Annotated in this window: 28 protein-coding genes; 9 read left to right on the plus strand and 19 right to left on the minus strand. The window is 74.9% G+C overall.

Going from position 1 to position 25,677, the window contains the following annotated elements:
- Window positions 1–66: 66 nt before the first annotated feature.
- Window positions 67–225 carry a hypothetical protein gene (locus RF647_RS10765; protein ID WP_368795534.1) on the plus strand — a complete coding sequence of 53 codons (159 nt, stop codon included), beginning with the start codon at window positions 67–69 and terminating at the stop codon, window positions 223–225.
- A gap of 53 nt (window positions 226–278) precedes the next feature.
- Here the strand turns inward: RF647_RS10765 and RF647_RS10770 are convergent, their stop codons facing one another.
- The 5 genes from RF647_RS10770 to sigK all read right to left on the minus strand — a co-directional run bounded on the left by RF647_RS10770 (window position 279) and on the right by sigK (window position 4,385).
- The gene (locus RF647_RS10770; protein WP_368811687.1) at window positions 279–1,232 is read right to left on the minus strand and encodes a hypothetical protein; all 954 of its coding nucleotides are present in this window, start codon (window positions 1,230–1,232) and stop codon (window positions 279–281) included.
- Window positions 1,233–1,320: 88 nt separating this feature from the next.
- On the minus strand, window positions 1,321–2,235 hold the full coding sequence (locus RF647_RS10775; RefSeq protein WP_368811688.1) for a hypothetical protein: 915 nt from the start codon (window positions 2,233–2,235) through the stop codon (window positions 1,321–1,323).
- Window positions 2,232–2,996 (minus strand): aldolase/citrate lyase family protein, encoded by a 765-nt coding sequence (locus RF647_RS10780; RefSeq protein WP_368811689.1) that lies wholly within the window; start codon window positions 2,994–2,996, stop codon window positions 2,232–2,234. Before RF647_RS10780 ends, RF647_RS10775 begins: the two co-directional genes overlap by 4 nt.
- A 25-nt stretch (window positions 2,997–3,021) precedes the next feature.
- The gene (locus tag RF647_RS10785; RefSeq protein WP_368811690.1) at window positions 3,022–3,780 is read right to left on the minus strand and encodes an anti-sigma factor; all 759 of its coding nucleotides are present in this window, start codon (window positions 3,778–3,780) and stop codon (window positions 3,022–3,024) included.
- Complete coding sequence (gene sigK, locus RF647_RS10790; RefSeq protein ID WP_368811691.1) at window positions 3,777–4,385, minus strand: ECF RNA polymerase sigma factor SigK; 609 nt, start codon at window positions 4,383–4,385, stop codon at window positions 3,777–3,779. Before sigK ends, RF647_RS10785 begins: the two co-directional genes overlap by 4 nt.
- Window positions 4,386–4,678: 293 nt before the next feature.
- On the opposite strand from sigK, the gene RF647_RS10795 reads away from it, so the two are divergent.
- The 3 genes from RF647_RS10795 to RF647_RS10805 all read left to right on the plus strand — a co-directional run bounded on the left by RF647_RS10795 (window position 4,679) and on the right by RF647_RS10805 (window position 7,183).
- Window positions 4,679–5,449 (plus strand): hypothetical protein, encoded by a 771-nt coding sequence (locus RF647_RS10795; protein ID WP_368811692.1) that lies wholly within the window; start codon window positions 4,679–4,681, stop codon window positions 5,447–5,449.
- 21 nt (window positions 5,450–5,470) lie between these two features.
- Window positions 5,471–6,175 carry a class F sortase gene (locus tag RF647_RS10800; RefSeq protein ID WP_368811693.1) on the plus strand — a complete coding sequence of 235 codons (705 nt, stop codon included), beginning with the start codon at window positions 5,471–5,473 and terminating at the stop codon, window positions 6,173–6,175.
- A gap of 171 nt (window positions 6,176–6,346) precedes the next feature.
- Complete coding sequence (locus RF647_RS10805; RefSeq protein WP_368811694.1) at window positions 6,347–7,183, plus strand: alpha/beta fold hydrolase; 837 nt, start codon at window positions 6,347–6,349, stop codon at window positions 7,181–7,183.
- 112 nt (window positions 7,184–7,295) lie between these two features.
- Here RF647_RS10805 and RF647_RS10810 read toward each other — a convergent pair whose 3' ends face one another.
- From RF647_RS10810 to RF647_RS10835, 6 genes are all read right to left on the minus strand, one after another.
- Window positions 7,296–7,643, minus strand: coding sequence for an Rv0909 family putative TA system antitoxin (locus tag RF647_RS10810; RefSeq protein ID WP_368811695.1), 348 nt, complete (start codon window positions 7,641–7,643; stop codon window positions 7,296–7,298).
- Window positions 7,644–7,704: 61 nt separating this feature from the next.
- The gene (locus tag RF647_RS10815; RefSeq protein WP_368811696.1) at window positions 7,705–9,120 is read right to left on the minus strand and encodes an FAD-binding oxidoreductase; all 1,416 of its coding nucleotides are present in this window, start codon (window positions 9,118–9,120) and stop codon (window positions 7,705–7,707) included.
- 193 nt (window positions 9,121–9,313) lie between these two features.
- Window positions 9,314–10,861 (minus strand): gluconokinase, encoded by a 1,548-nt coding sequence (locus tag RF647_RS10820; RefSeq protein ID WP_368811697.1) that lies wholly within the window; start codon window positions 10,859–10,861, stop codon window positions 9,314–9,316.
- A complete protein-coding gene (locus tag RF647_RS10825) occupies window positions 10,861–11,883 on the minus strand; it encodes a zinc-binding dehydrogenase (protein WP_368811698.1) in 1,023 nt (340 codons plus the stop codon). The genes RF647_RS10820 and RF647_RS10825 overlap by 1 nt, the downstream gene beginning before the upstream one ends.
- A gap of 82 nt (window positions 11,884–11,965) precedes the next feature.
- Window positions 11,966–12,733 carry an SDR family oxidoreductase gene (locus RF647_RS10830; protein WP_368811699.1) on the minus strand — a complete coding sequence of 256 codons (768 nt, stop codon included), beginning with the start codon at window positions 12,731–12,733 and terminating at the stop codon, window positions 11,966–11,968.
- A gap of 8 nt (window positions 12,734–12,741) precedes the next feature.
- Window positions 12,742–14,121, minus strand: coding sequence for a GntP family permease (locus tag RF647_RS10835; protein WP_368811700.1), 1,380 nt, complete (start codon window positions 14,119–14,121; stop codon window positions 12,742–12,744).
- A gap of 124 nt (window positions 14,122–14,245) precedes the next feature.
- Between RF647_RS10835 and RF647_RS10840 the strand changes: the two genes are divergently transcribed.
- The 4 genes from RF647_RS10840 to RF647_RS10855 all read left to right on the plus strand — a co-directional run bounded on the left by RF647_RS10840 (window position 14,246) and on the right by RF647_RS10855 (window position 16,663).
- Window positions 14,246–14,974 (plus strand): FadR/GntR family transcriptional regulator, encoded by a 729-nt coding sequence (locus RF647_RS10840; protein ID WP_368811701.1) that lies wholly within the window; start codon window positions 14,246–14,248, stop codon window positions 14,972–14,974.
- Window positions 14,975–15,025: 51 nt separating this feature from the next.
- The gene (locus RF647_RS10845) at window positions 15,026–15,787 is read left to right on the plus strand and encodes a YoaK family protein (RefSeq protein WP_368811702.1); all 762 of its coding nucleotides are present in this window, start codon (window positions 15,026–15,028) and stop codon (window positions 15,785–15,787) included.
- 29 nt (window positions 15,788–15,816) lie between these two features.
- The gene (locus RF647_RS10850) at window positions 15,817–16,326 is read left to right on the plus strand and encodes a nucleoside deaminase (RefSeq protein ID WP_368811703.1); all 510 of its coding nucleotides are present in this window, start codon (window positions 15,817–15,819) and stop codon (window positions 16,324–16,326) included.
- Between the two features lie 136 nt (window positions 16,327–16,462).
- Window positions 16,463–16,663, plus strand: coding sequence for an antitoxin (locus tag RF647_RS10855; protein WP_133409670.1), 201 nt, complete (start codon window positions 16,463–16,465; stop codon window positions 16,661–16,663).
- A gap of 17 nt (window positions 16,664–16,680) precedes the next feature.
- Here RF647_RS10855 and RF647_RS10860 read toward each other — a convergent pair whose 3' ends face one another.
- The 7 genes from RF647_RS10860 to RF647_RS10890 form a co-directional block, all read right to left on the minus strand.
- Window positions 16,681–19,185: an ABC transporter gene (locus RF647_RS10860; RefSeq protein WP_368811955.1), complete on the minus strand. Its 2,505-nt coding sequence runs from the start codon at window positions 19,183–19,185 to the stop codon at window positions 16,681–16,683.
- Window positions 19,186–19,280: 95 nt separating this feature from the next.
- A complete protein-coding gene (locus RF647_RS10865) occupies window positions 19,281–20,111 on the minus strand; it encodes an FAD:protein FMN transferase (RefSeq protein ID WP_368811704.1) in 831 nt (276 codons plus the stop codon).
- Entirely contained in the window at window positions 20,108–20,326 is a 219-nt protein-coding gene (locus RF647_RS10870) for a hypothetical protein (RefSeq protein WP_368811705.1), read from the minus strand. The genes RF647_RS10865 and RF647_RS10870 overlap by 4 nt, the downstream gene beginning before the upstream one ends.
- 88 nt (window positions 20,327–20,414) lie before the next feature.
- On the minus strand, window positions 20,415–20,828 hold the full coding sequence (locus RF647_RS10875; protein ID WP_126349613.1) for a hypothetical protein: 414 nt from the start codon (window positions 20,826–20,828) through the stop codon (window positions 20,415–20,417).
- Window positions 20,829–21,064: 236 nt separating this feature from the next.
- Window positions 21,065–21,427, minus strand: a complete 363-nt coding sequence (locus RF647_RS10880; protein ID WP_368811706.1) for a hypothetical protein — start codon at window positions 21,425–21,427, stop codon at window positions 21,065–21,067.
- Window positions 21,428–21,683: 256 nt separating this feature from the next.
- Window positions 21,684–22,364 carry a YqjF family protein gene (locus RF647_RS10885; RefSeq protein ID WP_368811956.1) on the minus strand — a complete coding sequence of 227 codons (681 nt, stop codon included), beginning with the start codon at window positions 22,362–22,364 and terminating at the stop codon, window positions 21,684–21,686.
- A 49-nt stretch (window positions 22,365–22,413) separates the two neighbouring features.
- Entirely contained in the window at window positions 22,414–22,677 is a 264-nt protein-coding gene (locus RF647_RS10890) for a hypothetical protein (RefSeq protein ID WP_368811707.1), read from the minus strand.
- 196 nt (window positions 22,678–22,873) lie between these two features.
- On the opposite strand from RF647_RS10890, the gene RF647_RS10895 reads away from it, so the two are divergent.
- Window positions 22,874–23,752: a serine hydrolase gene (locus RF647_RS10895; protein ID WP_368811708.1), complete on the plus strand. Its 879-nt coding sequence runs from the start codon at window positions 22,874–22,876 to the stop codon at window positions 23,750–23,752.
- A 17-nt stretch (window positions 23,753–23,769) separates the two neighbouring features.
- Here the strand turns inward: RF647_RS10895 and RF647_RS10900 are convergent, their stop codons facing one another.
- Complete coding sequence (locus tag RF647_RS10900; protein WP_368811709.1) at window positions 23,770–25,458, minus strand: ATP-binding cassette domain-containing protein; 1,689 nt, start codon at window positions 25,456–25,458, stop codon at window positions 23,770–23,772.
- Window positions 25,459–25,677: the final 219 nt, after the last annotated feature.

The following is a 25,677-nucleotide window of genomic DNA, read 5'->3' on the forward strand; positions in this document are numbered from 1 at the left end:
TCGGGGCTCCGGGCCCGGCGTAGCGTGAGCCGGGACCATCACCCTGTTGAGCGCACGAGGAGCGGCATGAGCGAGACGACCCCGGACCCGGCCCAGAACAAGCCCTCCCAGGCCGAGGGGGACGTGCCGGAGGACCAGAGCGTGCAGTCGGCCGTCGACCCGGACGACAACAAGCCCTCCCAGGCCGAGGGGGACGCCCCCGAGGACGCGCCGGGCGACGACTGAGCCCCGGCACGAACGGTCCCGGGCGCCCCGCCGAGGGCGGCACGCGCCCGGGATCAGTGGCGGGTCAGCCCCCGGTCGTCCCGGGCGGAGGCGTTCTTCGGCGCCCACGCGGACAGGTCGAGGAGGTCGGCCACCTCGCGGTAGTGGCTGGTGGAGAGGATCCCGAAGCCGGCCTCGACCGCGCGGCGGTAGTAGTGCACGTCCAGGGCGTCGGCGGACAGGTTCTCGTCGTAGCGGTGCAGCTCGAGGCGCATGGGCACGTTCCAGCTCCGCATCCGCAGGCTCTCCTCCATGTCCGGGACGTAGTGGCCGGCGAAGCCGATCACCCGGCGGAGGTCGGGCACCTCCCGCCGGACGTCGTCGACCGTGGGCAGGCCGTCCGGGTGGGCCGGGACGAAGTAGACGAGGTCGGGGGCGATCCTGCGGTAGACGGCCAGCTCCGTCAGCCCGTGCACGCTCACCACCACCTGGCCCTCGGCCCGGTGCGTGCGGACGAGCTCGACGACGGCCTCCGGGGTCACGTTCTTGACGTCGAGCCACAGCACCGCCCCGGCCAGCACCGCCCAGGTGAGGAACTCGCCGGCCTCCCGGATGGGGAACCGGGTGACCTCGCCGTAGTTGTCCACCAGGTGCTGGCTGAGCACGTAGTCGGCCGACTGCTCGCTCACCGGGCCGGCGCCGGTGCTCCCGTGCCCCATGACGGCCTCGTGCAGGACCACGCACCGACCGTCGACCGTGGTGCGCAGCTCGATCTCGATCATGGTGCGCGCCCGGGTGGCCAGGACGTTCTGGGCGGACTCGAGCGCCGAGCAGGGCCAGGACCCGTCGGGGTGGAACCCGGCGCGGCGGGCGAGCAGGAGGGGCCCGTCGGCGGACAGGCGGTCGTGGCGGGTGTAGGCGGCCAGTTCGGCCGGCGAGTCGAAGACGATCGAGTGCCCTGCTGCGCGCGCCGGCACGTCGGTTGCGACGTGGTCCGGCGAGTCCGGGCGGCGGTAGTTCTTCGGCATGGGAACTCCTGGGGGGATGGGAGCGCGGACAGCGGCCGCGGGGGGACGGCCGGCGGACGGGAAGCGGGGGAACTGCCCGTCCACGTGCTCAGGGGCCCTCGGCCACCCGTGCACGCTCCAACTCTTCCACGTCCGAGGCCGAATACGTGGCTGCGATCTGCATGTCGTTGCCTCCGCGCAGGACATTGCCGGTGCTGAGGCCCCGGAAGAGCGTCCTGGGGATGGGCCGGTAGGCGGTGCGGCCGTCTCCGACGGGCCGGACGCCGGTCCCGTGGCGCAGGGCGACGGCGTGCAGCCACACGTCGTCGGCCATCGGCGCGCACGCGGTGAACGCGGTGCCGAGCTCGCGCAGGGCGTCGAGCAGGTGCGGCGGGTAGAGCACGCCGGAGGTGCCCGTGGCGAAGGTGCGGACGGACGCTCCCGCCGGGGCGCCGGGGCTCCATGTCGCGTAGGGCAGGATCCGTCCTCCGCCGAGGCGGATCCGGTGGGTGCGGTGGGCGACCACGTCGTACGGGTGCTGCGCGTGGACCGCGAGCAGCTCCTCAAGCCACGTCGGGCCGTAGAGCACGTCGTCGTCCGCGATGACCAGCGGCAGTTCGTGCCGCGCCCGGGACCGGACGTAGGGGTAGTACTTCTGGTGGGGTCCCCAGTCCTCGGTGCACCTCAGCTCGAGGCCCCGGCGCACCAGCCGCGCCAGCGGCGCGGGCGGGTCCGCCACGACGTCGGCCTCGCGCAGCCACAGGATCAGCCGTTGCGGGCGCACGGTGCCGTGCGCCATCGACTCGACGGCCAGGTGCACCGCCCGGATCCGGCTCCCGTAGGACGTGAGGCTCACGACCACGGGCGCGTCCCCCCGCACGGGCGCGTCCGAGAAGCGGTTCCGGAGCCGGAAGTACAGGGCGCTGCGGCTGGTGCGGAACGAGCGCAGCCAGTCGAGGACCAGCTCCCGGGACAGCACCCACCGCAGGGGGTGCTGGCGCCTCCCGCCCGGCCGGGGTCTCACGACGGGCGGGCCAGGGCTGCCCGGGCCGCCTCCCCGCCGAGCTGGAGGACGCCGGTGTCGGTCGTGACGGCGATCCAGGAGAATTTCTGCGCCCGCAGCGCGGCGGCACGCTCGGGCGTGCCGGCGTAGGCGCCCGCCAGGACACCGGCCTCGCGGCACGCGCGCACGATCGTGGGCAGGGGCGCGTCCTGCGAGGTGTCCGCGAGCAGCTCGTCGACGTCCCGGCCCAGGGCGAGCGCGAGGTCGAAGGGCCCCACGAAAACCATGTCCAGGTCCGGGACCGCCGCGATCGCCCGGACCGCGGCGACCGCGGGCTCGGTCTCCACCATCACGGCGCACAGCGGTCGGGGCACGGACGCCACCCCGGCGGCGGGGTCCCGCGTGCCGGGCAGCGGTCCCCAGCTCCGGGCACCCCGCGGCGGGTAGTGGGCCGCGGCGACCGCGGCCTCGGCCTGTGCCTCGTCCTGGACGAGCGGCACGACGACGCCGTCGGCGCCGGCGTCCAGCGCCCGGCCGATGAGCGTGGGGTCGTTCGCGGCGACCCGGACCAGCACCCGGGCGGCCGGCTCGCGCCGCAGGGCGAAGAGACCACGGACGGCGGCGTCGTCGAAGTGGCCGTGCTGGGCGTCGACGCCCACCCAGGCGAAGCCCGCACGTTCGAGAGCGAGCACGGTCCGGGCGTCGCCGAGCGTGGCCCACACCCCCGCACGCACCCCGTCGTCGCCGCCGTTGCCGTTGCCGGAAGGTTCTGCCTCGGTCATGGCCTCATTCTGGCAGGAGCCGGGCTCAGATCTCCGCGGTGGCCAGCACCGGCAGGGTGGGCGTCTCGGAGCCGCCGGCGGGCTCCACGGTCATGGCCACCGCCCCGGCCCGGTCGATGTCGCCGTCCAGCCAGACCTGCACCTGTCCGCCGCCGAAGCGCACGTCCGGCACCGGGGTCTCGTCCTGCACGAGCCACAGCTGGTACTCCCGGTCCTCCCCCGGTCCGGCGAGGTCGGAGGCGACGAACAGCGCCGCGTCCGCCTGCGCCGAGACCACCAGGGTGGCCGGCCGGCCGTCCACGTCGAGCTGGCGGGTGGTGACGTCCGGGGCGCTCAGCAGCCGGTTCTGCCGGTCCTGCTCCTGGGCCACCAGCTGCTGCTCCCGCTGCTCGGCCTGCGTGCCGACGGCCCAGCCGCCCAGGGCCGCACCCGGCAGGAGCACGGCGGCCGCGGCGGCGGCCAGCCAGCGGCTCCGGAGACGGCGCCGCTGCGCCAGGGACACGAGCGCGTCCCCGGCCCGGTCCTCCGGCCGCCGCTCCTGGGGCGTCCCGCGCACGGCCGCCAGGACGTCCCCGCGCAGCGCCGCCGGCGGCGGCTCGGCCACGGCGGCGGCCAGGTGCGCCCCGACCTCCGCGAACGCGGCCACCTCCTCCCGGCAGGCGGCGCAGCCGCGCAGATGGAGCTCGAACGCGGCGCGCTCGCCGGGCTCGAGGGCGTCCACGGCGTAGAGCGCCGCGTCGGCGTGGACGTCGCCGGCCCGGTCGTCCCCCTGGATGTCCTTCACTGCCGCACCCCCAGTGCCGATCTCAGATTGGTGAGTCCGTCGCGGATCCTGGCCTTCGCCGTGCCCAGCGGGACGTCCAGGTGCTCCGCGACCTGCCGGTGACTGTACCCCCGGTAGTAGACCAGGCAGACGGCCTCCCGCTGGAGCGGGCTGAGCCCGCCGAGCTCGGCCCGCACCTGCTCGGAGTCCAGGGCCTGCTCCACCTCGCTCCAGGTGGAGTCGGAGGGGGTCTCGGCCCGCCGGACCTCGTACTGCTGGTCCCGGTCCCGCTCCCGCTGGCTCTGCCGGATCCGGTCCACTGCGCGGCGGTGAGCCATGGTGCACAACCACGCCAGGACCGTGCCGCGGCCGGCGTCGAAGCGCTCCGCCTGCTGCCATGCCATCAGGTAGACCTCCTGGACCACCTCGGCGGCGAGCTCCGGGGAGCGGAGCAGCCGCAGCACGAGTCCGTGGACCGTGGACGACGTCGCGTCGTACAGCTGGGCGAAGGCGTCCTCGTCACCACCCGCCACGCGGCGCAGCAGCTCGACCTGTTGTTCGGTCCGCCCGGGCGCGGGGACCGGGGCCCCGGCTCTCCCGCTCCGGCCGGTCGGTCCTGGGCTCACGCGGTCTCGCTGTTCACTCGGAGAGCGGCACTCCGCCCGGGGTCCGGGCGGGAGCAGTGTCGCACTGCACCTTGCCACACTGGGTCGATGTGATGCTACCGACACACTTGTCGTCTCCATGACCGCTGTTCGTCGCGGGGCCGGCACCGGACGGGTCGGCGGTCCGTTCCGGCGCGCCGAAAACTTTTCTGCCCCCGCACCCGTCCGGGCCCGTTCCGGCGCCGAACTCACCGTGCGCACACCGAAAGTGCGCACACGGCACGACCCCCCGGTACGACACAGGAGAGAATCTGATGCGCAAGTCCATGCTCCTCACAGTCCCCACCCTGGCCCTCGGCGCGCTCACCATGGCCGCCGCGCCCGCCGCCGCCCACGACTCCGACATGTGGTCCGCCCAGGCGGCGCTGAGCACCCTGAACAACTCCGGCACCACCGGCGAGGTCATGGTCGACGTCCACGGCACCGAGGCCACCGTCACGATGAACCTGAGCGGCGCGGCCGAGACGTTCATGGACGGCCCGTTCCCGCACGCCCAGCACATCCACATCCACGGCCAGGGCACCTGCCCGGGCCCGGAGGCGGACGCGGACGGCGACGGCGTGGTCAACACCACCGAGGGCCACCCCTTCTACGGAATGATCGGCACCTCGCTGACCACAGAGGGCGACACCAGCCCCGACTCCGGTCTGGCCGTGGAGCGCTTCCCGGGCGGGTCCGCGTACACCTACGAGCGGACCCTGCAGCTGGACGAGGCCACCGCCGAGTCCCTGCAGAACGGCACCGCGGTCGTCGTGGTCCACGGCGTGGACCCGGCGAAGATGCCCGCCGCGGCCGCCGAGAAGATGAGCGACCTCGACCCGGCGCTGCCCGCGGCCGCGACCCTCCCGGCCGCGTGCGGCACGCTGACCGCCTCGCAGATGGGCGCGATGCCGGAGGGCGGCGCCGACACCGGAGTGGCCCAGGAGACGGGGTCCACCACCCAGGCCACGGCCCTCGGCGGCGGCGTCCTGGCCGCCGCGGCCGGCGCCGCGTGGGCCCTGCGCCGTCGCGCCGCGCGCGCCTGATCCGACGGGACGGTTCCTGCTGTGACGGGATCGACCACCGGTCGTCGCGGAGGCCTGCTGGCCTCCGCGGCGACCGCCGTCCTGCTCGCCACCGGCTGCGCCGCGTCCGACGACGGCGCCGCGCCGGCGGCCGGCAGCACCCCGCCGGCGGCCTCGAGCACCGCCTCGCCGTCGAGCACCTCGGCGCCCTCGGGCGCGGGGTCGGCCCCGTCCGCGACGGGGAGGCCGACCGCCGGCGCAACTGACAGTCCAGCGGACGGCCCGGCGGTCCTCGGCGCGTCGGAGCCGGTCTCCCTGTCCGTCCCGGCCACCGGCACGGAGTCCGAGCTGCTGCACCTGGGCCTGCGCGAGGACGGCTCGCTCGAGGTCCCGCCCGAGGGTCCCGGCTCCCCGGCGAGCTGGTACACCGGGTCCCCCGCCCCCGGCGAGCGCGGCCCGGCCGTGCTGCTGGGCCACGTCAACGCCACCGGCGGCGGCCCCGGGGTCTTCGCCGGGCTGCGCACCCTGGAACCCGGCGACACGATCGAGGTGGCCCGGGAGGACGGGTCCACGGCGGTCTTCGCCGTCGACCGCGGGGAGCAGTACGGCAAGGACGACTTCCCCACCCTCGAGGTCTACGGCAACACGGAGGGGTCCGAGCTGCGGCTGATCACCTGCGACGGCTTCGACCCGGCCACCGGGGAGTTCGACGACAACTACGTGGTCTACGCGTCCCTGGTGCCCTGAGCGGCGCCGCCGGGCGGCATCGCGGCCTCGGCGAGGGCGGCGGCGCAGCCCTGGGAACGAGCGCTGGTGCGCACCGCCCCGGCCTCGCGCGGAGAACGACCGTTCCCTAGGCTTCTGCGCAGAGAACGACCGTTCTCTGCATCTGTCGCACCAGCGAGAGGAAAAGCCTCCATGGGTCACATCACCGTCGGCACCGAGAACAGCACCGACATCGAGCTGTACTACGAGGACCACGGCAGCGGTCAGCCCGTCGTCCTCATCCACGGGTACCCCCTGGACGGCTCGTCCTGGGAGAAGCAAACCGCCGCCCTGCTCGGGGCCGGCTATCGCGTGATCACCTACGACCGCCGCGGCTTCGGCCGCTCGAGCCGGCCGACGACCGGTTACGACTACGACACCTTCGCCACCGACCTCGACACCGTCCTGAGCACCCTCGACCTGAACGACGTGGTCCTGGTGGGCTTCTCCATGGGGACCGGGGAGGTGGGGCGCTACCTCGGGACCTACGGATCCTCGCGGGTGGCCAAGGCGGCCTTCCTGGGCTCGCTCGAGCCGTACCTGCTGCAGACCGAGGACAACCCCACGGGCGTGCCCCAGGACGTCTTCGACGGCCTGGCCGCGGCCGTGACCGCCGACCGCTACGCGTTCTTCACCGAGTTCTTCGGCAACTTCTTCAACACGGACACGTTCCTGGGCACGGACCGGCTGAGCCAGGAGGTCGTGGACGCGTGCCGGAACATCGCCGCCCGCTCCGGGGCCGTGGCGTCGGTGGCCGCCCAGCCCACCTGGCTGACCGACTTCCGGGCCGACATCCCCAAGATCGACGTGCCAGCCCTGATCGTGCACGGCACCGCGGACAACATCCTGCCCATCGACGCCACCGGCCGGCAGTTCCACCAGGCCCTCCCGCAGGCGGAGTACGTCGAGATCGAGGGCGCCCCGCACGGGCTGCTCTGGACCCACGGCGCGGAGGTCAACGAGGCGCTGCTGGACTTCCTCGCCCGGTAGCCGCACCCGTCCCCGGCGGGACGGCCATCCGCCGGACGACGACGGACCCCGCCTGCCGTGCGCTCGAGGCGCGGCGAGCGGGGTCCGCTCCGTTCCCGGGACCCGGGAACCGTCAGTGGCGGGGGCCCTCGTGTCCGGGCACGTCACCGGGGCGGTCGGTCGCGGCCGGTCCCCCCGGCTGCCCGTCCGGGCGCTCACCGGCGGCCGGGCCGCCCGTGGTCGGGCCGCCGGTCGCCGGGCCGCCCATGCTGGGGCCGCCGGAGGTCCGGTCGCCGGGGGCGCGGCCCCCGCCGAGGAACTGGCGGGCCTTCTGCTGGACCGTGTCCACGTGGCGCTCGTACTTGCGCCCGGTGCGCTTGTCCACGAAGCTGCCGGCCTGGTCGAGGACCTTGTCGACCTTGTCCGGGTTGCGCTGGGCGAGCTGCTTGGCCTTGGCCGTGAGCCCCTTGAAGTTCACCATCACGTCTCCTTCCGAGAGTGGTCACCGCGCGCGGGAGCGCCGCGGTGCTGCCGCCAGTCCATCACGCGGAGCTGTCCGCCGGCTGGCCGAGGCCGGGAGGCCGGCGCTCCTGGCCGACCACGTGCTGGAAGCGCAGCAGGTTGTCCGGGTCGTAGAGCGCCTTGGCCCGGACCAGACGGGCGTACACCTCCTCGGACCACGCCCGGGCGTGCTCGCTCTCCCCGCCCGGGACCCCGTGCATGTTCACGAACGCCCGCCCCGTGGACCACGGGGCCATGGCCTGCAGGATCTCGGCCAGCGCCCGGGGCGTCGCCGCGGCCACGTGGGGCGCGAGCCAGCCGATGAGCTCCAGGAAGAACGCCGCGTCCCGCCCCGAGACCGCGTCCTCGACGCCGTCGGTCCGGGCGAAGGCTCCGCCCATCAGCCGGATCCCCACCTCCGGCAGCGGGCACCGGCTGCCGGGCCCGGCACTCTGCAGCAGCGTCATGACCGCGGCGGCGTCGAACTCCCGCAGGAACTCCCCGGTGAGCACGTAGAGACCCGGCTCGGTGGCATCCATGTGCACCTGGTCGATGTCGCGGTAGTCCATGGGCCCCACCAGGTCCAGGACCGGCCGGGAGACCGCCCGCATCGGCGCGAGGACCCGGGCGCCCTCCTCCTCCGGGCCGACCCAGCAGAAGCGCAGGTGCACGAGCATCCGCTTGTGCAGCTGCTCGGGGACGGTCGGGTCGTGCGGCATCCAGCGCAGGGCCACGGACGTCGAGGCACGCTCCGGCAGGGTGGGCGCCCACCGGCTGAACGCGCTCAGCACCTCCTGGGCGTCGGTGCCGGGGTAGAAGATCCCGCCGCCGTAGAGCTCCTCCAGGGGGACGAGGCCCATGGTCATCGCGGTGACGAGGCCCAGGTTGCCCTTGCCCCCGCGCAGCAGGGCGAACAGCTCCGGCTCGTGCCGGGCGTCCACGTGGCGCAGCCGCCCGTCGGGGGTCACCACCTCGAGGCCCAGCAGGTGGTCGGCGGCGAAGCCGAAGATCCGCCCGAGCACCGGCAGCCCGCCCCCCAGGGTGTAGCCGACCGCCCCGGCGTCGCTGGCCGAACCGGTGAGGACCGCGAGGCCGTGGGGCGCGACCGCGTCGATCACGCGGCGCCACCGCACGCCGGCGCCGATCCGCGCGGTCCGGCGGCGGGGGTCGACCTCGATCTCCTGCATCCGGTGGGTCGTGACGAGCACTCCGCCCTCCATGGGCTGGTCCGCGCCGTGGCCCGTGGACTGGACCCCCACGGGCTCGTGGTGGGCGGCGGCCCACCGCATCACGGCCACCACGTCGGCGGCGTCGGTCACGCCCGCCACCGCGTCCGGGTGGTGGACGGCGGCCAGGTTGAAGCCGGCGACCTCCTGCGCGAAGCCGGCCTCGTCCGGCAGCAGGACCGGGCCGCGGACCTGCTGGTGGAGTTCTTCCACGTCCGTTCTCGAGATCATCGCGGGCCCCCTCGGCACCGGCGATCCGCGGTGCGGGGCCGCTCGGGCCCGCAGGCGCCGCAGAACAGCTCCATTCTCCCACGCGGGCCCGCCGATGCGCCCTCCGGGCCGTGCACGGAATCGTCACGGGGCGCCGGCGGGCACGGCCCGGTCAGCACGGCCCGGTCGGCACGGCCGGAGCGGGGCGGGAGGGTCAGTCGCGCTCGAGCGGCAGGGCGGGCGCCAGCCGGCGCAGGGACGTGAACGTGGGCACGAGGGCCTCGTAGAGCTGCTCGAACACCGGTTGCAGGGACGCGTGGACCGCGGCGTCGGCGGGGTCCGGGCGCACCACGGACTCGACCTCCACCAGGTCCGCGGCCACGTCGACGGACTCGATCAGCCCGAGCGCCTGCATCCCGAGCAGCGCGGCGCCGAACCCGGAGCCCTCGTGGCCAGAGGCGAAGGAGATGTCCGTGCCGAGGACGTCGGCGAGCAGCTGCCGCCACAGCGGGCTGCGGGCGAAGCCGCCGGTGGCGCGGATCTGCTCCACGGCCAGACCGGCCGAGCGCATCGACTGCAGGACCAGGCCGAGCTGCTGGCACACCCCCTCCAGGGCCGCGCGCACCAGGTGCGCGCGGCGGTGGGCGCGGGTCAGCCCCACGTAGGCGCCCTTGGGCAGGGAGCTCCAGTGCGGGGCGCGCTCGCTCAGCAGGTAGGGCAGCATGAGCAGCCCCCCGGACCCGGCCGGGACGCTCCCCGCGAGCGCGAGCAGCTCCTCCTCCGGCTCCTCCCCCAGGTCGGGGGCGAGGGCGTCCCCGGCCCAGCCCAGGACCACGCCGCCGTTGTTGATCGCCCCGCCGACCACCCAGCGCCCCGGGGTCAGGGCGTAGCAGAAGACCCGTCCCAGCGGGTCCACCACGGGACGGTCGACGACGACGCGCAGCGCGCCGCTCGTGCCGATCGAGCAGGCCGCCACCCCGGGCCGGACCGCGCCCAGGCCGAGGTTGGCCAGCGGGCCGTCGCTGGCCCCCACCACCACGGGCACGGTGGCGGGCAGCCCGGTGGCCCGGGCGCCCTCGTCCGTGAGCCCGGGCAGGACGTGGGTGGTGGGCACGAGCTCGGGCAGCTGCTCGGGCAGGATCCCGGCGAGGGCGAGGGCCTCGCCGTCCCAGGCCAGCTCGTGGATGTTCATCAGACCGGTGGCCGAGGCCACCGAGTGGTCCACCACGAGCGCGTCGCACAGCCGCAGCAGCACGAACTCCTTGATGCCGGCCCAGAAGGCGACGCGCTCGCACAGCTTGGGCTCCTGGTCGTGGAACCACACGAGCTTGGGCAGCGGCGACATGGGGTGCACCGGGGTGCCCGTGCGCCGGTGCAGGGCGAGGCCGCCCGCGCTCGCGCGCAGCCGTTCCGCCTGGACGCTGGCCCGGGTGTCCGCCCAGGTGACGAGCGGGGTGCGGGGCTCGCCCTCGGGCGAGAGCCCGAGCAGGCTGTGCATCGCGGCGCTGAAGGACAGCCCGGCCACGCGCTCCGCCCCGACCTCCCCGACCACCGCGCGGACGGTGTCCAGCACCGCCTGCAGGATCAGCTCGGGGTCCTGCACGGCGTGGCCGGGGTGCGGCTCCTCCAGGGGGTAGCCGGCCGAGGCGGCGGCGAGCTGCTCACCGCCCACCGCGAAGGCCACGGCCTTGGTGCTCGTGGTGCCGATGTCGACGCCCACCACCACGGGATCCGGGTGCCCGGTGCCGGCCGGCCCCGGCATCAGCGCGGCTCCCCGGCGGCCAGGGACACGAGGACCTTGCCGGAGACCGCGGAGTCGCGGGCCGTGGCGAAGGCCTCCACGGCCCGGTCGGCGGGGAACTCGTGCGTGACCACGTCCTCGATCCCGGGACGGTCGGCGAGCAGCCCGATCGCCTCGTCGATCTCGTCGTCGAACCGGAAGGACCCGCGCAGCTGGAGCTCCTTGGAGACCAGCGGGGCCAGGTTCACGGGCCGCGCCTCGTCCGGCACCATCCCCACCTGGACGACGACGCCGCCGCGGCGGGCGCCCACCAGCGCCGGGCTCACGGCCGCGGGCACGCCGGAGCACTCGAGCACCACGTCGAACGCCCCGGAGGGGATCTGCTCGGCCCCCACTCGGACGGTGCCGTGCACGCCGAGCGCACGGGCCCGCTCGAGCGGGCCCTCGAGGACGTCGGTGGCCACGACCTCGGCCGCGCCCCGGGCCAGGGCCGCCGCGGCGGTGAGCAGGCCGATCGGACCGGACCCGGAGACGAGCACGCGCCGGCCGGTCACGTCCCCGGCCACGGTGAGCCCGTGCAGGGCCACGGCCAGCGGCTCGGCGAGCGCGGCCCGGCGCAGCGGCAGGCCGGCCGGGAGCACCCGGACCATGTCCCGGCGGACCAGCAGGTACTCGCTCATCCCGCCCTGGGTGTGCGGCCGGGTGGAGGCGCTGCCCAGGTAGGCCCCGCCGGGCCACAGGTGGCGCCGGTCCTCGATCCCGGGCTGGGGCGTGCCGAACGTGGCCGGGTGGACCGTCACCGGGGTGCCGGGGGCGAGCTCGCCGGCCGGGTCCAGGTCCACCGTCCCGGAGACCTCGTGCCCGGGCACGAGGGGCTCCCGGACCACGTACTCGCCGTTGGCGCCCTCGGCCCAGTAGTGCAGGTCCGACCCGCACACCCCGCCGTAGGCGATCCGGAGCCGGATCTGCCCCTCGGCGGGCTCCGGGGTGGGCACCTCCTCGACGCGCAGGTCGTCCTTGCCGTGGATCACGATGGCCTTCATGAGTTCTCTTCCTGGTGCGTCCCCGGGGCGCCGCGGTGCGGCGCGTGCCGGGTGGGACGGCGGGTGGTGCGGCGGACCCGGGTCAGAGGACGGAGGTCATGCCGCCGTCGACCAGGACGTTGTGCCCCGAGACGAAGCTGGAGGCGTCCGAGCACAGGTAGACCAGCGTGCCCACGAGCTCCTCGACCTGCCCCCAGCGCCGGGCCGGGGTGCGCTCGACCACCCAGTGGTTGAACGCCTCGTCCTCGATCAGCGCCTGGTTCATCTCGGTGGCGAAGTACCCGGGCGAGATCGCGTTGACCTGGATGTTGTGCCGGGCGAGGTCCGCGGCCATGCCCTTGGTGAGCATGACCACCCCGCCCTTGGTGGCCGAGTACGGGGCGATGGTCTGCCGGGCGAGCACCGACTGCACGGAGCCGATGTTGACGATCTTGCCCGAGCCGCGCTCCTGCATGCCGGGGACCACGGCCCGGGACACGTGGAACACGCTCGAGAGGTTCGCCGCGACGATGTCCTCCCAGTCCTGGGCCGCGAACTCAGCGAAGGGGGCGCGCCGCTGGATCCCGGCGTTGTTCACCAGGATGTCCGGGACGCCGTGCTCGGCGAGGACCGCGTCGATCCCCGTCCGGACGGCCTCGGCGTCGGTGAGGTCGAAGGCCGCCGTGACCGGGGCGGTGCCCGTGCCGGCGGCGATCTCGTCGCGCACCCGGGCGAGGGCGTCGGCGTCGCGCCCGTGCAGGACCACGCGGGCGCCCGCCTCGGCGAGGCCCGTGGCCAGGGCCCGTCCCAGCCCCCGGGAGGAGCCGGTGACGAAGGCGAGCCGGCCGGTGATGTCGAAGACGTTGCGCATCCGGGGCCTCAGGCGATGTAGAAGATGACGAGGACGATGGCGAAGCCGAGGACGGACTCGAGGGCCTGCTGGACCGTCCAGGTCTTCAGCGTGGTCTTGACGTCCATGCCCATGAGCCGGCCCACGAGCCAGAAGCCGGAGTCGTTGACGTGCCCGGCGAAGACCGAACCGGCGGCGGTGGCCAGGACCACGGCCGCGACCTCCACGGAGTTGAAGTTGCCCGCGGCCACGGCCGGTGCCATGAGCCCGGCCGCGGTGACGAGGGCCACGGTGGCCGAGCCCTGAGCCAGGCGCAGGACCACGGCGATGATGTAGGCCGCGAAGATGACGGGCAGCCCGATGCCGTCCAGCGAGGACGCCAGCGCGTCGCCGATGCCGGAGGCGCGCAGGATGCCGCCGAACATGCCGCCGGCGCCGGTGATGAGGATGACGGAGGCGACCGGGCCCAGGGAGGAGTCGATGACCTTCTCCAGGGCGGTGCCGTGCTCGCCGCGGCGGGTGCCGAGGACGAACAGGGCCACGAGGACCGAGATCAGCAGGGCGACCGGGGACTCGCCGAGGGCGGAGAGCACCTGGAACCACTCGGCGTCCTCGGAGACGGCGCCGGCGGCGCGCAGGAAGTCCAGCCCGGTGTTCATGAAGATGAGCAGCAGGGGCAGCAGCAGCAGGGCGATGATGGTGCCGACCCGCGGCGGGTTGGCGGGCTGGTCGTCGTCGACGTCGCCGAAGAAGCCCGGGACGGGGAGGACGTACTTGGTGCCCACGCGCTTGCCCCAGAGGTACGCGGAGACGTACCAGAGCGGGAATGCCAGCAGCAGGCCGATGAGCAGGACCATGCCGAGGTCGGCGCCGTAGAGCTCCGTGGCGGCCACGGGACCGGGGTGCGGGGGCACGAAGACGTGCATGACCGAGAACGCGCCGGCGGCGGGGATGCCGTAGAGGAGCACGTTGTTGCCGCTCACCCGGCGGGCGACCGCGAAGATGATCGGCAGCATGACCACGAGGCCGGCGTCGAAGAAGATCGGGAAGCCCATGATCAGGGAGGCGATGCCGAGCCCGAAGGGCGCGCGCTTCTCGCCGAAGATGTCCACGAGCTTGTCCGCGAGCACCCGGGCGCCGCCGCTGTGCTCCACGAGCTTGCCGAGCATGGCGCCGAGGCCGATGAGCAGGGCCACCGAGCCGAGCGTGCCGCCGAAGGCGGTGACCGCGGTGTCCACGATCATCCCCGTGGGGATGCCGGTGGCGAACGCCGTCAGCAGCGCCACCAGGATCAGGGTGAGGAAGGCGTGCAGCTTGAACTTGATCACCAGGACCAGGATCAGTGCGATGGCGGCTGCTGCGATCGTCAGCAGCGGCGCGGTGCCGAGGGTCTGTGTCCAGTCTTCCACTGAGTTTCTCCGTTGATCTCGTGCCTGCGCGCAGGCCCTGGGGTCTCGTCGTGAGCCACGACACACGCTAGGCTGACAGAAAGATCATACTTTTGGCAACAGGGCGGGCGCGACCGCGCCGCACATGACGGACGGAGCGTCCATGCACGGGGTGGAGCAGCACAGCGGGGTGCTGGACCGGCTCGGCGAGAGCATCGCCTCCGGGGCGCGGGCGCCCGGAACGGTCCTGACGCTCGCGGCCCTCGAGGAGGAGTTCGGGGTCTCCCGCACGCTCGTGCGGGAGGTGGTGCGCGTGCTCGAGTCCATGGGGATGGTGGAGTCCCGGCGGCGGGTGGGCGTCACCGTCCGCCCGCCGCGGGACTGGAACCCGTTCGACCCCCGGCTGATCCGGTGGCGGCTCGGCGGCCCGGGACGCGACGAGCAGCTGCGGAGCCTGACCGAGCTGCGGACCGCCATCGAACCCGTGGCCGCCCGGCTGGCCGCGCTCCGGGCCGACGGGCCCACCCGGCGGCGCCTGGTGGAGCTCGCCGCCCGGCTGCGGGAGCTCGGCGAGGCACGCCGCGGCACCGACCCCGAGTACCTGGAGGCAGACACCGCCTACCACGCGCTGCTGCTGGAGGCGAGCGGCAACCCGATGCTCGCCGCCCTGCAAGACGTGGTGGCCGAGGTCCTCTCCGGCCGCACGGCGCTCGGGCTCATGCCCCGCTCCCCGGACCCCGGCGCGCTCGAGGACCACGAGGCCACGGCCGCCGCAGTCGCCTCCGGAAACGCGGCCGAGGCCGAGGCGCGGGCGCGCGCCGTGGTGGTGGAGGTGCTCGAGGGGGTCGTCGACGTGACGGAGAACACCGCCTGATCTGGCCGATGGTCTGCTGGGCCCGGGCCGCGCCGTTCCTAGGCTGAGCGCATGGCCACACCCGTCACCGGCTACCTGTCCCGGGTCTCGGGGCCCCGCCGGAGCCCCCGCTACGACCTCCACCTGGCCTGCCTGCTGATCCTCGTGGCCGGCATGCTCAACTCGGCGGGCTTCGTGGCCGTGGCGCTCTACACCTCCCACATGACCGGTCTGACCGCGACCATGGCCGACCACCTCGTGGACGGGGACGTGGAGCTGCTGTCCCTCGGCGTGGTGGGGCTGGGCGCGTTCGTGCTCGGCGGCATCTGGTGCTCGCTGCTCTTCACCTGGGGCCGGCGGCGCGGGCTCGGGTGCCGGTTCGCGAACGTGCTCGCCTTCGAGGGCGCGCTGATCCTGGTGTTCAGCCTGACCGCCGAGGCCGTCGAGGACGACCACCGCGGCCTCGTGCCCGTCGCCGTCCTGTGCTTCACCATGGGGATGCAGAACGCGCTCCTCAGCAAGGTCGCCGACATCCCCGTGCGCACCACCCACGTCACCGGGATGGTCACCGACATCGCGATCGAGCTCGGCAGGATGCTCTACCCCCACCGCACACCGGGCCCGGAACCGGTCCGGGCGGACCGCAGGAAGCTGCGGGTCCTGACCACCCTCGTGGGCCTGTTCTTCCTGGGCGGCGTGGCCGGGACGGTCGGCTACCTGGCCGCGGGGTTCTCCTTCCTGGTGCCGGTCGCCCTGCTGCTGCTGGTCCTGGCCTACCGTCCAGTGGCCCGGGACCTCTCCCGCAGGCGCCCGCCCGCCCGCGCGTTCCTGTGAGCCGGCGCCCCCGCCCGTAGGCTGGGCCCATGGGCATCTCGGAGACCGACCGCGGACACCTGCGACGCTGCGTGGAGCTGGCCCGCGAGGCCCTCGACGCCGGGGACGAGCCGTTCGGCTCGGTGCTGGTCTCGGCCCGGGGGGAGGTCCTGTTCGAGGACCGCAACCGGGTGGCCGGCGGTGACGCGACCCGCCACCCAGAGTTCGAGATCGCCCGCTGGGCGGCCGCCCACCTGACCCCGGAGCAGCGCTCCGCGGCCACGGTCTACACCTCGGGCGAGCACTGCCCCATGTGCTCGGCGGCCCACGCCTGGGTGGGGCTGGGCCGCATCGTCCACGCCTCCTCCTCGGCGCAGCTCGGCCGGTGGCTGGACGAGCTCGGCGCCCCGCCCGCCCCCGTCGCGGCGCTGCCGATCACCCAGGTGGCCCCGGGGGTGCCCGTGGACGGCCCCTGCCCCGAACTGGCGCCGGCGGTGCGTGACCTGCACCGCCGACTGCACCTGATCCGGACCGGGACCGAGCCGCGAGGCCGCAGCTGACGGCCACCGCGACCGGCTGCGTCGCCGTCAGCCGCAACCTCGGCGCGGGATGGCCAGGGGCCCGTCCGGGGACCAGGATGGAGGGGTACCTCCGGCGGGCGGCGCCCGCCGGAACCGTTCGACGAGAGGAACGATCATGGTGGACATGGGAGGATTCGCGGACAAGGCGAAGAACCTTGCGGACCAGCACCCGGACAAGGTGCAGCAGGGCATCGACCGGGGCGGCGACGCCGTCGACGAGCGCACCGGCAACAAGTACGAGGGCCAGGTGGACCAGGCCCAGGAGAAGGCCGGCGGCTTCCTCGGCGCCGATGAGAAGGACCAGCAGCAGAACTGATCCGCGGCCGCGGCCCGTCAGGCCAGCGCTGCGGCCAGGTAGGGCGCCGTGCGGCTGGCCGGGCACGCGGCGACCTCGGCCGGAGTGCCGGCGCACACGATCCGCCCGCCGGCCTCGCCGCCGGACGGGCCCATGTCGATCACCCAGTCCGACGACGCCACCACGTCCATGGCGTGCTCCACCACCACCACGGTGTTGCCGGCGTCCACCAGGCGGTTGAGCTGGCGCAGCAGCAGCTGCACGTCCTGCGGGTGCAGGCCGGTGGTGGGCTCGTCCAGGAGGTACAGGGTGTGGCCGCGGCGGGCCCGCTGCAGCTCGGTGGCCAGCTTGATCCGCTGCGCCTCGCCCCCGGAGAGCTCGGTGGCCGGCTGGCCGAGCCGCAGGTAGCCGAGCCCCACGTCGAGCAGGGTGCGCAGGCTGCGCGCGGCGGCCGGGACGTCCGCGAGGAACTCCGCGGCGGTCTCCACGCGCATGCCCAGGACGTCGGCGATGCTCTGACCCCGGTGGGTCACCTCCAGGGTCTCGGGGTTGTAGCGGGCGCCCTGGCAGTCGGGGCAGGGCCCGTAGGTGCCGGGCAGGAACAGCAGCTCGACGGCCAGGAAGCCCTCGCCCTGGCACGTCTCGCACCGGCCGCCGGTCACGTTGAAGGAGAACCGTCCGGCCCCGTAGCCGCGGGCCCGCGCCTCGTCGGTGGCGGCGTAGAGCTTGCGGACCGCGTCGAACAGTCCCGTGTAGGTCGCCAGGTTGGAGCGCGGGGTGCGGCCGATGGGCCGCTGGTCCACCCGGATCAGCCGGTCCAGGTGCTCCAGGCCCTCGACGGCACCCACCCGTGCCCCGGCGGCGGGCGCGGCGTCGTCCTCGGCGTCGGCGGGCGCCGCCCCGCCGTGCACGTGCCGGCCGACCGTCTCGGCCAGGACCTGGCTGACCAGCGTGGACTTGCCCGAGCCGGAGACCCCGGTGACGGCGGTCAGCACGCCCAGGGGGATCTCCGCGTCGAGGTCCACCAGGTTGTGGCGCGTGACCCCGCGCAGCCGCAGCCGCCGCTCGACCGGGCGCGGCGTGCGCTCCGCCGTCGTGCCGCCCGGAGGATCGTCAGGAGAGCCGTTCGGGAAACCTCCAGGGGAACCGTCCGGGAACAGGAAGGGGCGCGTGGCGGACTCCGTCACGTCGGCCAGGCCGGGCACGGGGCCGCTGTACAGCACCGCGCCGCCGCGGTCCCCGGCCTGGGGCCCCACGTCCACGACCCAGTCGGAGCGCCGCACCACGGCCATGTCGTGCTCCACCACGAACACCGAGTTCCCGGAGGCCTTCAGCTCCTCGAGCACGGCCAGCAGCGGTTCGGCGTCGGCCGGGTGCAGGCCCGCCGAGGGCTCGTCGAGCACGTAGACCACGCCGAAGAGCCCGGAGCGCAGCTGGGTGGCGATCCGCAGCCGCTGCATCTCTCCCGGGGAGAGCGTGGGCGTGGACCGGTCCAGGCTCAGGTAGCCCAGGCCCAGGTCCAGGAGCACCTGCAGCCGGGCGAGCAGGTCCTTGGCGATGGTCACCGCGGCCTCGCTGCGCTCCCCCGAGGACACCGCCCGGGAGGCGGTCCCGGCGTGCTCCAGGGCGGCGGTGGGCCGGACCACCTCGGCCAGCTCGCCGAGGGACGCCCCGTTGAGCTCGGCGATGCTCCGGCCCGCGAAGGTCACGGCGAGCGCCTCGGGGCGCAGGCCGCTGCCGGCGCACGCGGGGCAGGGTCCGGTGACCACGTACTGCAGGACGCGCTCGCGCATCTGCTGGCTCGCGGAGTCCGCCAGGGTGTGCAGGACGTAGCTCTTCGCGCTCCAGAACCGGCCCTTGTACGGCTTCGCCACCCGGTCCCGCTGCGGGGTGATCTCCACGACGGGCTGCTCCTCGGTGAACAGGATCCAGTCGCGCTCCTCCCGCGGCAGCTCGCGCCAGGGGACGTCGACGTCGTGGCCCAGGTGGCTCAGGATGTCGCGCAGGTTCTTGCCCTGCCACGCGCCGGGCCACGCCGCGACGGCCCCGTCCCGGATGCTGAGCCCCGGGTCCGGGACCAGGGAGGGCTCGGTGACGTCGTGCACGGTGCCCAGGCCCGAGCACCGGGGGCACGCGCCGGCGGCGGTGTTGGGCGAGAAGGCGTCCGAGTCCAGGCTGCCCGCGGCGGAGTCCGGGTAGGTGCCCGCCCGGGAGAAGAGCATGCGCATCGAGTTGGACAGCGTGGTGAGGGTGCCCACGGTGGAGCGCGAGCTGGGCGCGCCGCGCCGCTGCTGCAGGGCGACGGCGGGCGGCAGCCCGGTGATCCCCTCGACCGCGGGGTTGTGCCCCTGCTGGATCAGGCGCCGCGCGTAGGGGGCCACGGACTCGAGGTAGCGCCGCTGCGCCTCGGCGTAGATGGTGCCGAAGGCCAGGGAGGACTTCCCGGACCCGGAGACGCCGGTGAAGGCGACGATCGCGTCGCGGGGGACGTCCACGTCCACGTGGCGCAGGTTGTTCTCGGAGGCTCCCCGGACCCGGACCATGCCGGTGCGGGTGGTGTCGGAGGCGGCGGTCGGGGCGGTGTCGGGGTGGGTGCTCACCGCCTCCACCCTAGCCACCGGCGGGACCGCGCGGGACCTCAGCGGGTGAGGTGCCGCTCCCGGCCGACCGACCAGGCCGTGTCCGCGGGGGCGGGGTCCACGCCCCAGGCGGACCACTCGTCCAGGCCGGCGAACCAGCGGGCCCCGTCCCGGCCGGCGACCACGAGGGCCGTGGCCAGCACTCCGGCGAGCCGTGCGTCCGGGCCGACGACCGTCGCGGACCGGGCGCCCGAGGCGGGCCGTCCCGTGCGCGGGTCCACGACGTGCGCCGGGCGCTCGGCGGTGCTCGAGGTCGACACCGCGCCGTTGCCGGGCAGCACGGTCCAGGTCACGGCGCCGGCGTCGTCGGGGTGGCGGATGCCCACGGTCCAGGGCCTCCCGGGTCCGGCGGACCCGCGGGTCACGACGTCCCCACCCGCCTCGACGCAGACGTTCGCGCACCCGGAGCGGACGAGGTCGTCGGCGATCCGTTCCGCGGCCCACGCCGTGACGTAGCCGGAGGGGTCGAAGCCGCCGCGCACGGCCCACGGGTCGAAGCAGCCGTCGGTCAGCTCCCGGGCCTCCCGGCAGCGCTGGAGCACGTCCAGGAGGGCGCCCTGGGCGGCGTCCCACCGGCTGAGCCGGCGCTCGTCGAGCAGGCCGGAGCGGAGCGCCGTCACGAGCGAGTCGGGGCGGCAGGTGGAGAAGACGGCGTCGACCCAGCGCATGTTGGCCACGGCCGTGTCCAGGGCGTGCTGCACGGCGGGCTCGGGGGGCAGCCCCTCCTCGCCGGCGCGGACGTCGACGGTCACGGTGGTGCCCCAGACGGGCTCCCGGTGGCGGTGCCACCGGCCCTCGGGGCGGCGCAGCTCGACGGCGGGGGCGCTCACAGCCCGGCCCGCTCGAGGAGCTCCCGGCAGACCGTGCGGTAGCCCTTCACGGCAGGGGCGGCGCCGCTCACGACGTCGACGCGCGCCGGCCGCCTCGTGAGGATCTCCTCCTGGAGGACGGGTACGGCGGGGTCGTCGAGCCGTTGCGGGGGGCGTGGGGGGAGAGATGTGCGGTCGATGACTTCGACTATAGGACCGGGGGTGGTGCCGGTCACTGGACTTTCGGACAGAGTTCCGCAGCCGGGGACGCGGGACGGGCCCGTTCCTGCGCCGGCGCAGGAACGGGCCCGTCCACCGGTCCCGCTAGTCGGCGATCTCGATGACCTGCAGCGGCAGGTTCGTGCCGGTCCCGCAGAACTCCGCCTGGCACTCCTGGATGAACCCGGAGAGCACGGCCGGTCCCTCGTCGAAGGCCATGTTGAAGGCCACGGCCTGGTAGTCCAGCTCGACCTCGCCGCCCTCGCAGACCCACTGCTGGAAGTAGCTGCCGTTGGCGATCCGCCCCTCGGAGACCCGCTGGGTCACGCTGAGGGAGACGAAGATGTTGCTCCCCGCCGTGCACGAGACCTTGTAGGTGCCCTCGACGGCCGCCCCCTCGGCGATCCGCGTGGCGTCGCTGATCTCGTAGATCTCCATCGCCTGCGCCGGTGCGGCTGCGACGAGACCGATTCCTGCCGCGAAGGCGGCGGCCGTGACTGCCCTGGTGGTTCTTCTCATGGTTCTGTCCCATCCGGTGGAGAAGCGAGAAGCGCTTCGCGACTGGTGCCGGCCCGCGGCGCATTCCCCCGAACGCCCCCGGGCCCGTGTCTGGTACGACGTCACCAACGTAGGCGCAGGTCAGGGTGCATCGGCCACCGTGCGTGAAGATGACGGACACGATTCGGACACGGTGCCGGTGCCACCGCGGCCGCCGGGCACCGGCTCGGACCGGGAGGCGCCGGACGGGGCGCCGCTCAGAACGCGTCGTCGATGGGCACCGGCCGGCCGTGCCGGTCGTAGTAGTAGACCCCCTGCGTCTCCGGTGTCCCGTCGGCGGGGTCCTCCGGCGGCTCCGCCGGGAGGGCGCCGCCGCCCCGGGCGCCGAGCGCGAGCGCACCGACGGACACGAGCAGCAGGAGCACCACCGTGAGCAGCGGCCCCAGGGGCACGGCGCGGACGAGGACGGCCAGGACCACGGTCAGCGCGAGGAGCAGGAGCAGGGCGCCCGTGGCCGCGGACTCGAACGCGCGACCGGGGCGGGCGGCCCCCGGCTCGGGCGAGGACCGGCCGGAGAAGTCGGGCAGCTGGGGCAGCTCGGGAATGAGCGGAGTGGTCACGGCGGGCCTTTCGCGTGCGGCTCCCCCGGTGGAACGGTCCCGGCGGTGAGCGGCTCCGGGAGCGACCTCGACCGGAGTCCCCCCGGTCGCTCCTGCGGGAGTTGGTTCCATCCTGGACCTCCCGCGCGCTCCGGGCCTGCCCACTCTTGTGGGGCTGTCGGGCGCCGGGCGGGGCGATCCGGGGGACGGAGGGCCCGGACGGCCGCGGACGGTGCGCGGGCAGGCGCGGCCCGGCGGACGGTGCCGGGCCGGCGGATCAGGGGCCGCGCACCGTCCGGGGCCGCCCGATCCGGGTCCGGACGCCCGGTGAGAACAGCACGGACTCGGGCGGGCCGTCGACGTCGAGACCGGCCGCGGCCAGCAGGCCGTCCTCGAGGTGCGCGACCGCCGCGGGGTGCAGCGGCCACGGCTCGTGCGAGACGGGGACGTGCACCGTGCGGCCGGCGAACCGGCTGTGCAGACCGAACCGCGCCGTGAGCTCCAGCGACAGCTCGTCGTCGGCGCGGGTAGCACGGTCCGGGTGCACGGCGAAGAAGGACGTCGTCCGTCCGCGGCGCCGGACGACGTCGTACCCGTAAGCGGGATCCGCCCCGTCGGGGGCGACGGCCCGGCACTGCGACCACACGTAGGGCAGGCCAGCGGCGCGGGCGCCGAGGACCACCGCGAGCCGTGGGGCGTCGAGGGACAGGAAAACCACTGCGCGCGTGCCGTCCGGCTCGCGGGAGTAGAGGCGCACGTTGATCTCGGGGAAGCTTCCCCAGTAGGGCAGGGGCACCACGGCGCCGAGCCGGATCCGCTGCATCCGGAAGCCGACGAGGCCCGCCCAGGCGGAGCCGTCGACCACGTCCGCCCGGACGCCCGGCGGCATCCGCGCCGCCGCGGCGGACACGGGGATCCGCCAGTGCAGGAAGACGGCGTCCTCCCAGCGCTGGTCCATCAGGTGGGGGCGCGGCAGCCCCGGCGCCGCGGGCCAGGGAGCCGCCGGATCAGCCGTCGTCCTGCTCGTCATCCTGTTCCATGGGCCCCTCGCCCTCCGTGGGGCTGATGGGCCCGGTCGTGTTCTCCTCCTCGGTGGCGTCCGTGGCCTCGTCCTCGGCGGTCTCCTCGCCTCCGGCGGGGGCCTCCTGCTCCGTGCCCTCCTCGCCGCCGGACCCGGGGTCGTCGCACCCCGCGAGTCCCAGGGCGGCGAAGGACAGGAACCCGATCGCCAGCGTCCTGCGCCACCAACTCTCGCCCGCAACTGCTGTCATGACCCCTCCTCCGTGGTTCTGCATGAGGATCAAAGGTAAGCACGCTTCACAAACCGGTGCAACAGAGGGGACAGGATTGACGGAAGATGTTCAGCGGAAATCCAGGACGGCGCCGGTACGGTCGGGAACGGGACCGGCGCCTGCCGCCGGGGCGAACCGCCCGCGTCCCCGTCCGTCCGGGAACGAAAGGCGCACCGTGCGCACGAGCTGTCGAGGGGCCCGATCCGGCCGCGCCGCGGCGCTGGGCCTCGCCCTCACCCTCCTCCTCGGCGCCTGCGGCGGGGACGGCGCCGTGCCGGCCGCCGCCCCGACGGCCGGGGCCGCCGCCCCGGGCCTGGCGGCGGACCTGGAGGAGCTCGCCGCCGAGGTGCCCGGGGAGCTCGGGATCGTGCTGCTCGGCCCCGAGGGCGGGGAGGTCGTGGCCCGCAACGCGGACCGTCCGTTCACGAGCGCGAGCCTCTACAAGCTCTTCCTGGCCCATGCGGTCCTCGACCGGGCCGACCGGGGCGCCCTCGGTCTCTCGGACGTCGTGCCGGGACTGGGCCTCACGGTCGAGCAGGCCCTCGACGTGATGATCAGCTGGTCGGACAACGCCTCCGGTGCGGCACTGGGCCAGTGGCTCGGGTGGGAGCAGGTCGAGGCCTTCGCGCACGGGCAGGGCTTCACGGCCACGACCTTCGACCCCGACACCGGCTCGCAGGACGTCGTCGCGATGACCACCACTCCCGCGGACGTCGCCGCCCTCCTGGAGCGCCTGCGCCGCGGTGAGCTGCTCTCCGGCCCCTCCACCGCCCTGCTCCTCGGGTTCCTGGAGGAGCAGCACCTCGACTACGCCCTCTCCTCGGGCTTCTCCCCGGACGTCGGCTTCGCGCACAAGACCGGCCTGCTGGTGGACGTCTCGCACGACGCCGGGATCGTCGAGCTCGGCGGGCACGACTACGTCGTCGCCGTCCTGACCGACGGGTGGTCCGACTACGAGGAGTCGGCGCCCTGGTTCGGGGACGCCGGGCGGGAGATCGAGGCGTACGTGCGGGAGGACACCGGCACCTCCCCCCGCCCGGCCGCGGCACCGTAGGCGGGGGCTGCGGGCGGTCAGTCCGTCCCGGACCGCACCCGGAGCACCCGGCCCCGCCAGCGCCGCCGGACCCACCGGTCGTGCGTGGCCAGCACCACCGTGCCCGGGAAGTCCTCCAGGGCCCGCTCGAGCTCCTCGGCGAGGGCCAGCGAGAGGTGGTTGGTGGGCTCGTCCAGGAGCAGCAGCGGGGCGGGCTCCGCGACCAGGGCCGCGAGCGCCACCCTCCGGCGCTGCCCGGGGGAGAGCTCCCCGAGGGGGCGGCAGGCGTCGCCGGCGCGCAGGAGGCCGAGCTCCTCCAGCGTCGGGGCGCCGCTGCCGTCCCGCAGCCGGGAGCGGAAGGCCGCCTCGGCCGGGCACGTCAGGTCCGGCCAGGAGTCGTCCTGGGCCAGGCGGCCGACGACGACGGGGCCCTGCCGCTCCACGGTCCCGCCGTCGGCGCGCAGCTCCCCCGCCAGCACGGCGAGCAGCGTCGACTTCCCGGTGCCGTTGGGGCCCTCGACCAGCAGCCGGTCCCCGGCGCGCAGCTCGAGGTCGGTCGGGGCCAGTCGTCCGTCCACCCGTGCCCCGGTGAGCCGGACCAGCGGGACGTCGGCGTCGGCCCCGGTGTCCGCGCCCCGGTCGAAGCCCGCGAAGCGCAGGGGTGCCGGCGGGGCGCCGACCGCGGTGCGCTCGAGCTCGGCCAGCCGGTGGCGGGCCGAGCGCACCCGGCCGCCGATGGTCTTGGCGGCGCGGTCGCTGTAGAACTTCCGGGTGATCCGGCCCTCGGACTTCGGGGCCGTGGTGTGGAAGATCTCCCGGCCGGAGACCTCGGCAATCTCCCGCAGCCGCTCCCGCTCCTGCCCCTGGGCGGCGAAGCGCTCGGCCCAGCGGCGGCGGGCGAGCGCCCGCTGCCGGAGGTAGGAGCTGTAGCCGCCCGTGGACGCCGTGCCCTGCCGGGGCGGGCCGCCGGCGGACTCGTCGGGGCCCAGGGCGGGGTCGAGGTCGACCACCCCGGTGGCCACCTCGTCCAGGAACCACCGGTCGTGGCTGGCCAGGAGCACCGGGCCCCGCCAGCCGGCCAGCTCGGCCGCGAGGAAGTCGACGGCGTCGTCGTCGAGGTGGTTCGTCGGCTCGTCGAGCAGCAGCGCCGTGGGCCGGGCCAGCAGCAGCGCCGCGAGCGCGAGACGGCGCCGCTGCCCGCCGGACAGCTCCCCGACCGCCCGGCTCCTCGGCAACCGGGCCAGCCCGAGCCCGCTCAGGACCGTCTCGATGCGGGCGTCGAGGGCCCACAGCCCGTGGCGCTCGGCGTCCCGGAGCACGGTGTCGTAGGCATCCGCCGTCGCGGGGTCGTCGGGCGCCGCGGCGATGCCGGCGGCGAGCGCGGCCAGCCGGTGCTCCAGGGCGCGGACCTCTCCGACGGCCTGCTCGACGACCTGCTCCAGGGTGGTGGCGGCGGGGAGGTCGAGCTCCTGGTGGAGCAGGCCGGTGCGCTCGGGCCGGTGCACGGTGCCGGTGCCCGGCACCAGGAGCCCGGCCGCCACGTGCAGCAGGGTGGTCTTGCCGGCGCCGTTCTCCCCGATCAGGCCGGTGCGCTCACCGGCGGCGACGGTCAGGGACACGTCGGTGAGGACCCGGCGGCCGGGGTGGCTGACACCGATGCCGTCCAGGCGCAGGTGGGCGGGGCGGTGCGGGGCGGCGGTCGCCGCCGAGGGGGCGGTGGAGGTCACGGTGCGGTCCTGTCGATGCTGGGGGTCGGGCCCGCCGGGCGAGTGCGGCACCGGATGCGCGGAGCCCCCTGGGCTCGGATCGACGGTGCCGGCCGCGGACGCGGGCCGGGGCATCAGGACAGGAACATGGCCACCAAGGTACGCCCGCGCGGGCGTGGCGGGCAAGGGTCCCGGCGGACCGCCGGCCGGCCGGCGGTCCGCTGTCGACTCCCTCGGCGG

This window comes from Kocuria sp. CPCC 205263 (assembly GCF_040981075.1).
In the GTDB taxonomy this organism is placed as follows: Bacteria; Actinomycetota; Actinomycetes; order Actinomycetales; family Micrococcaceae; genus Kocuria; species Kocuria rosea.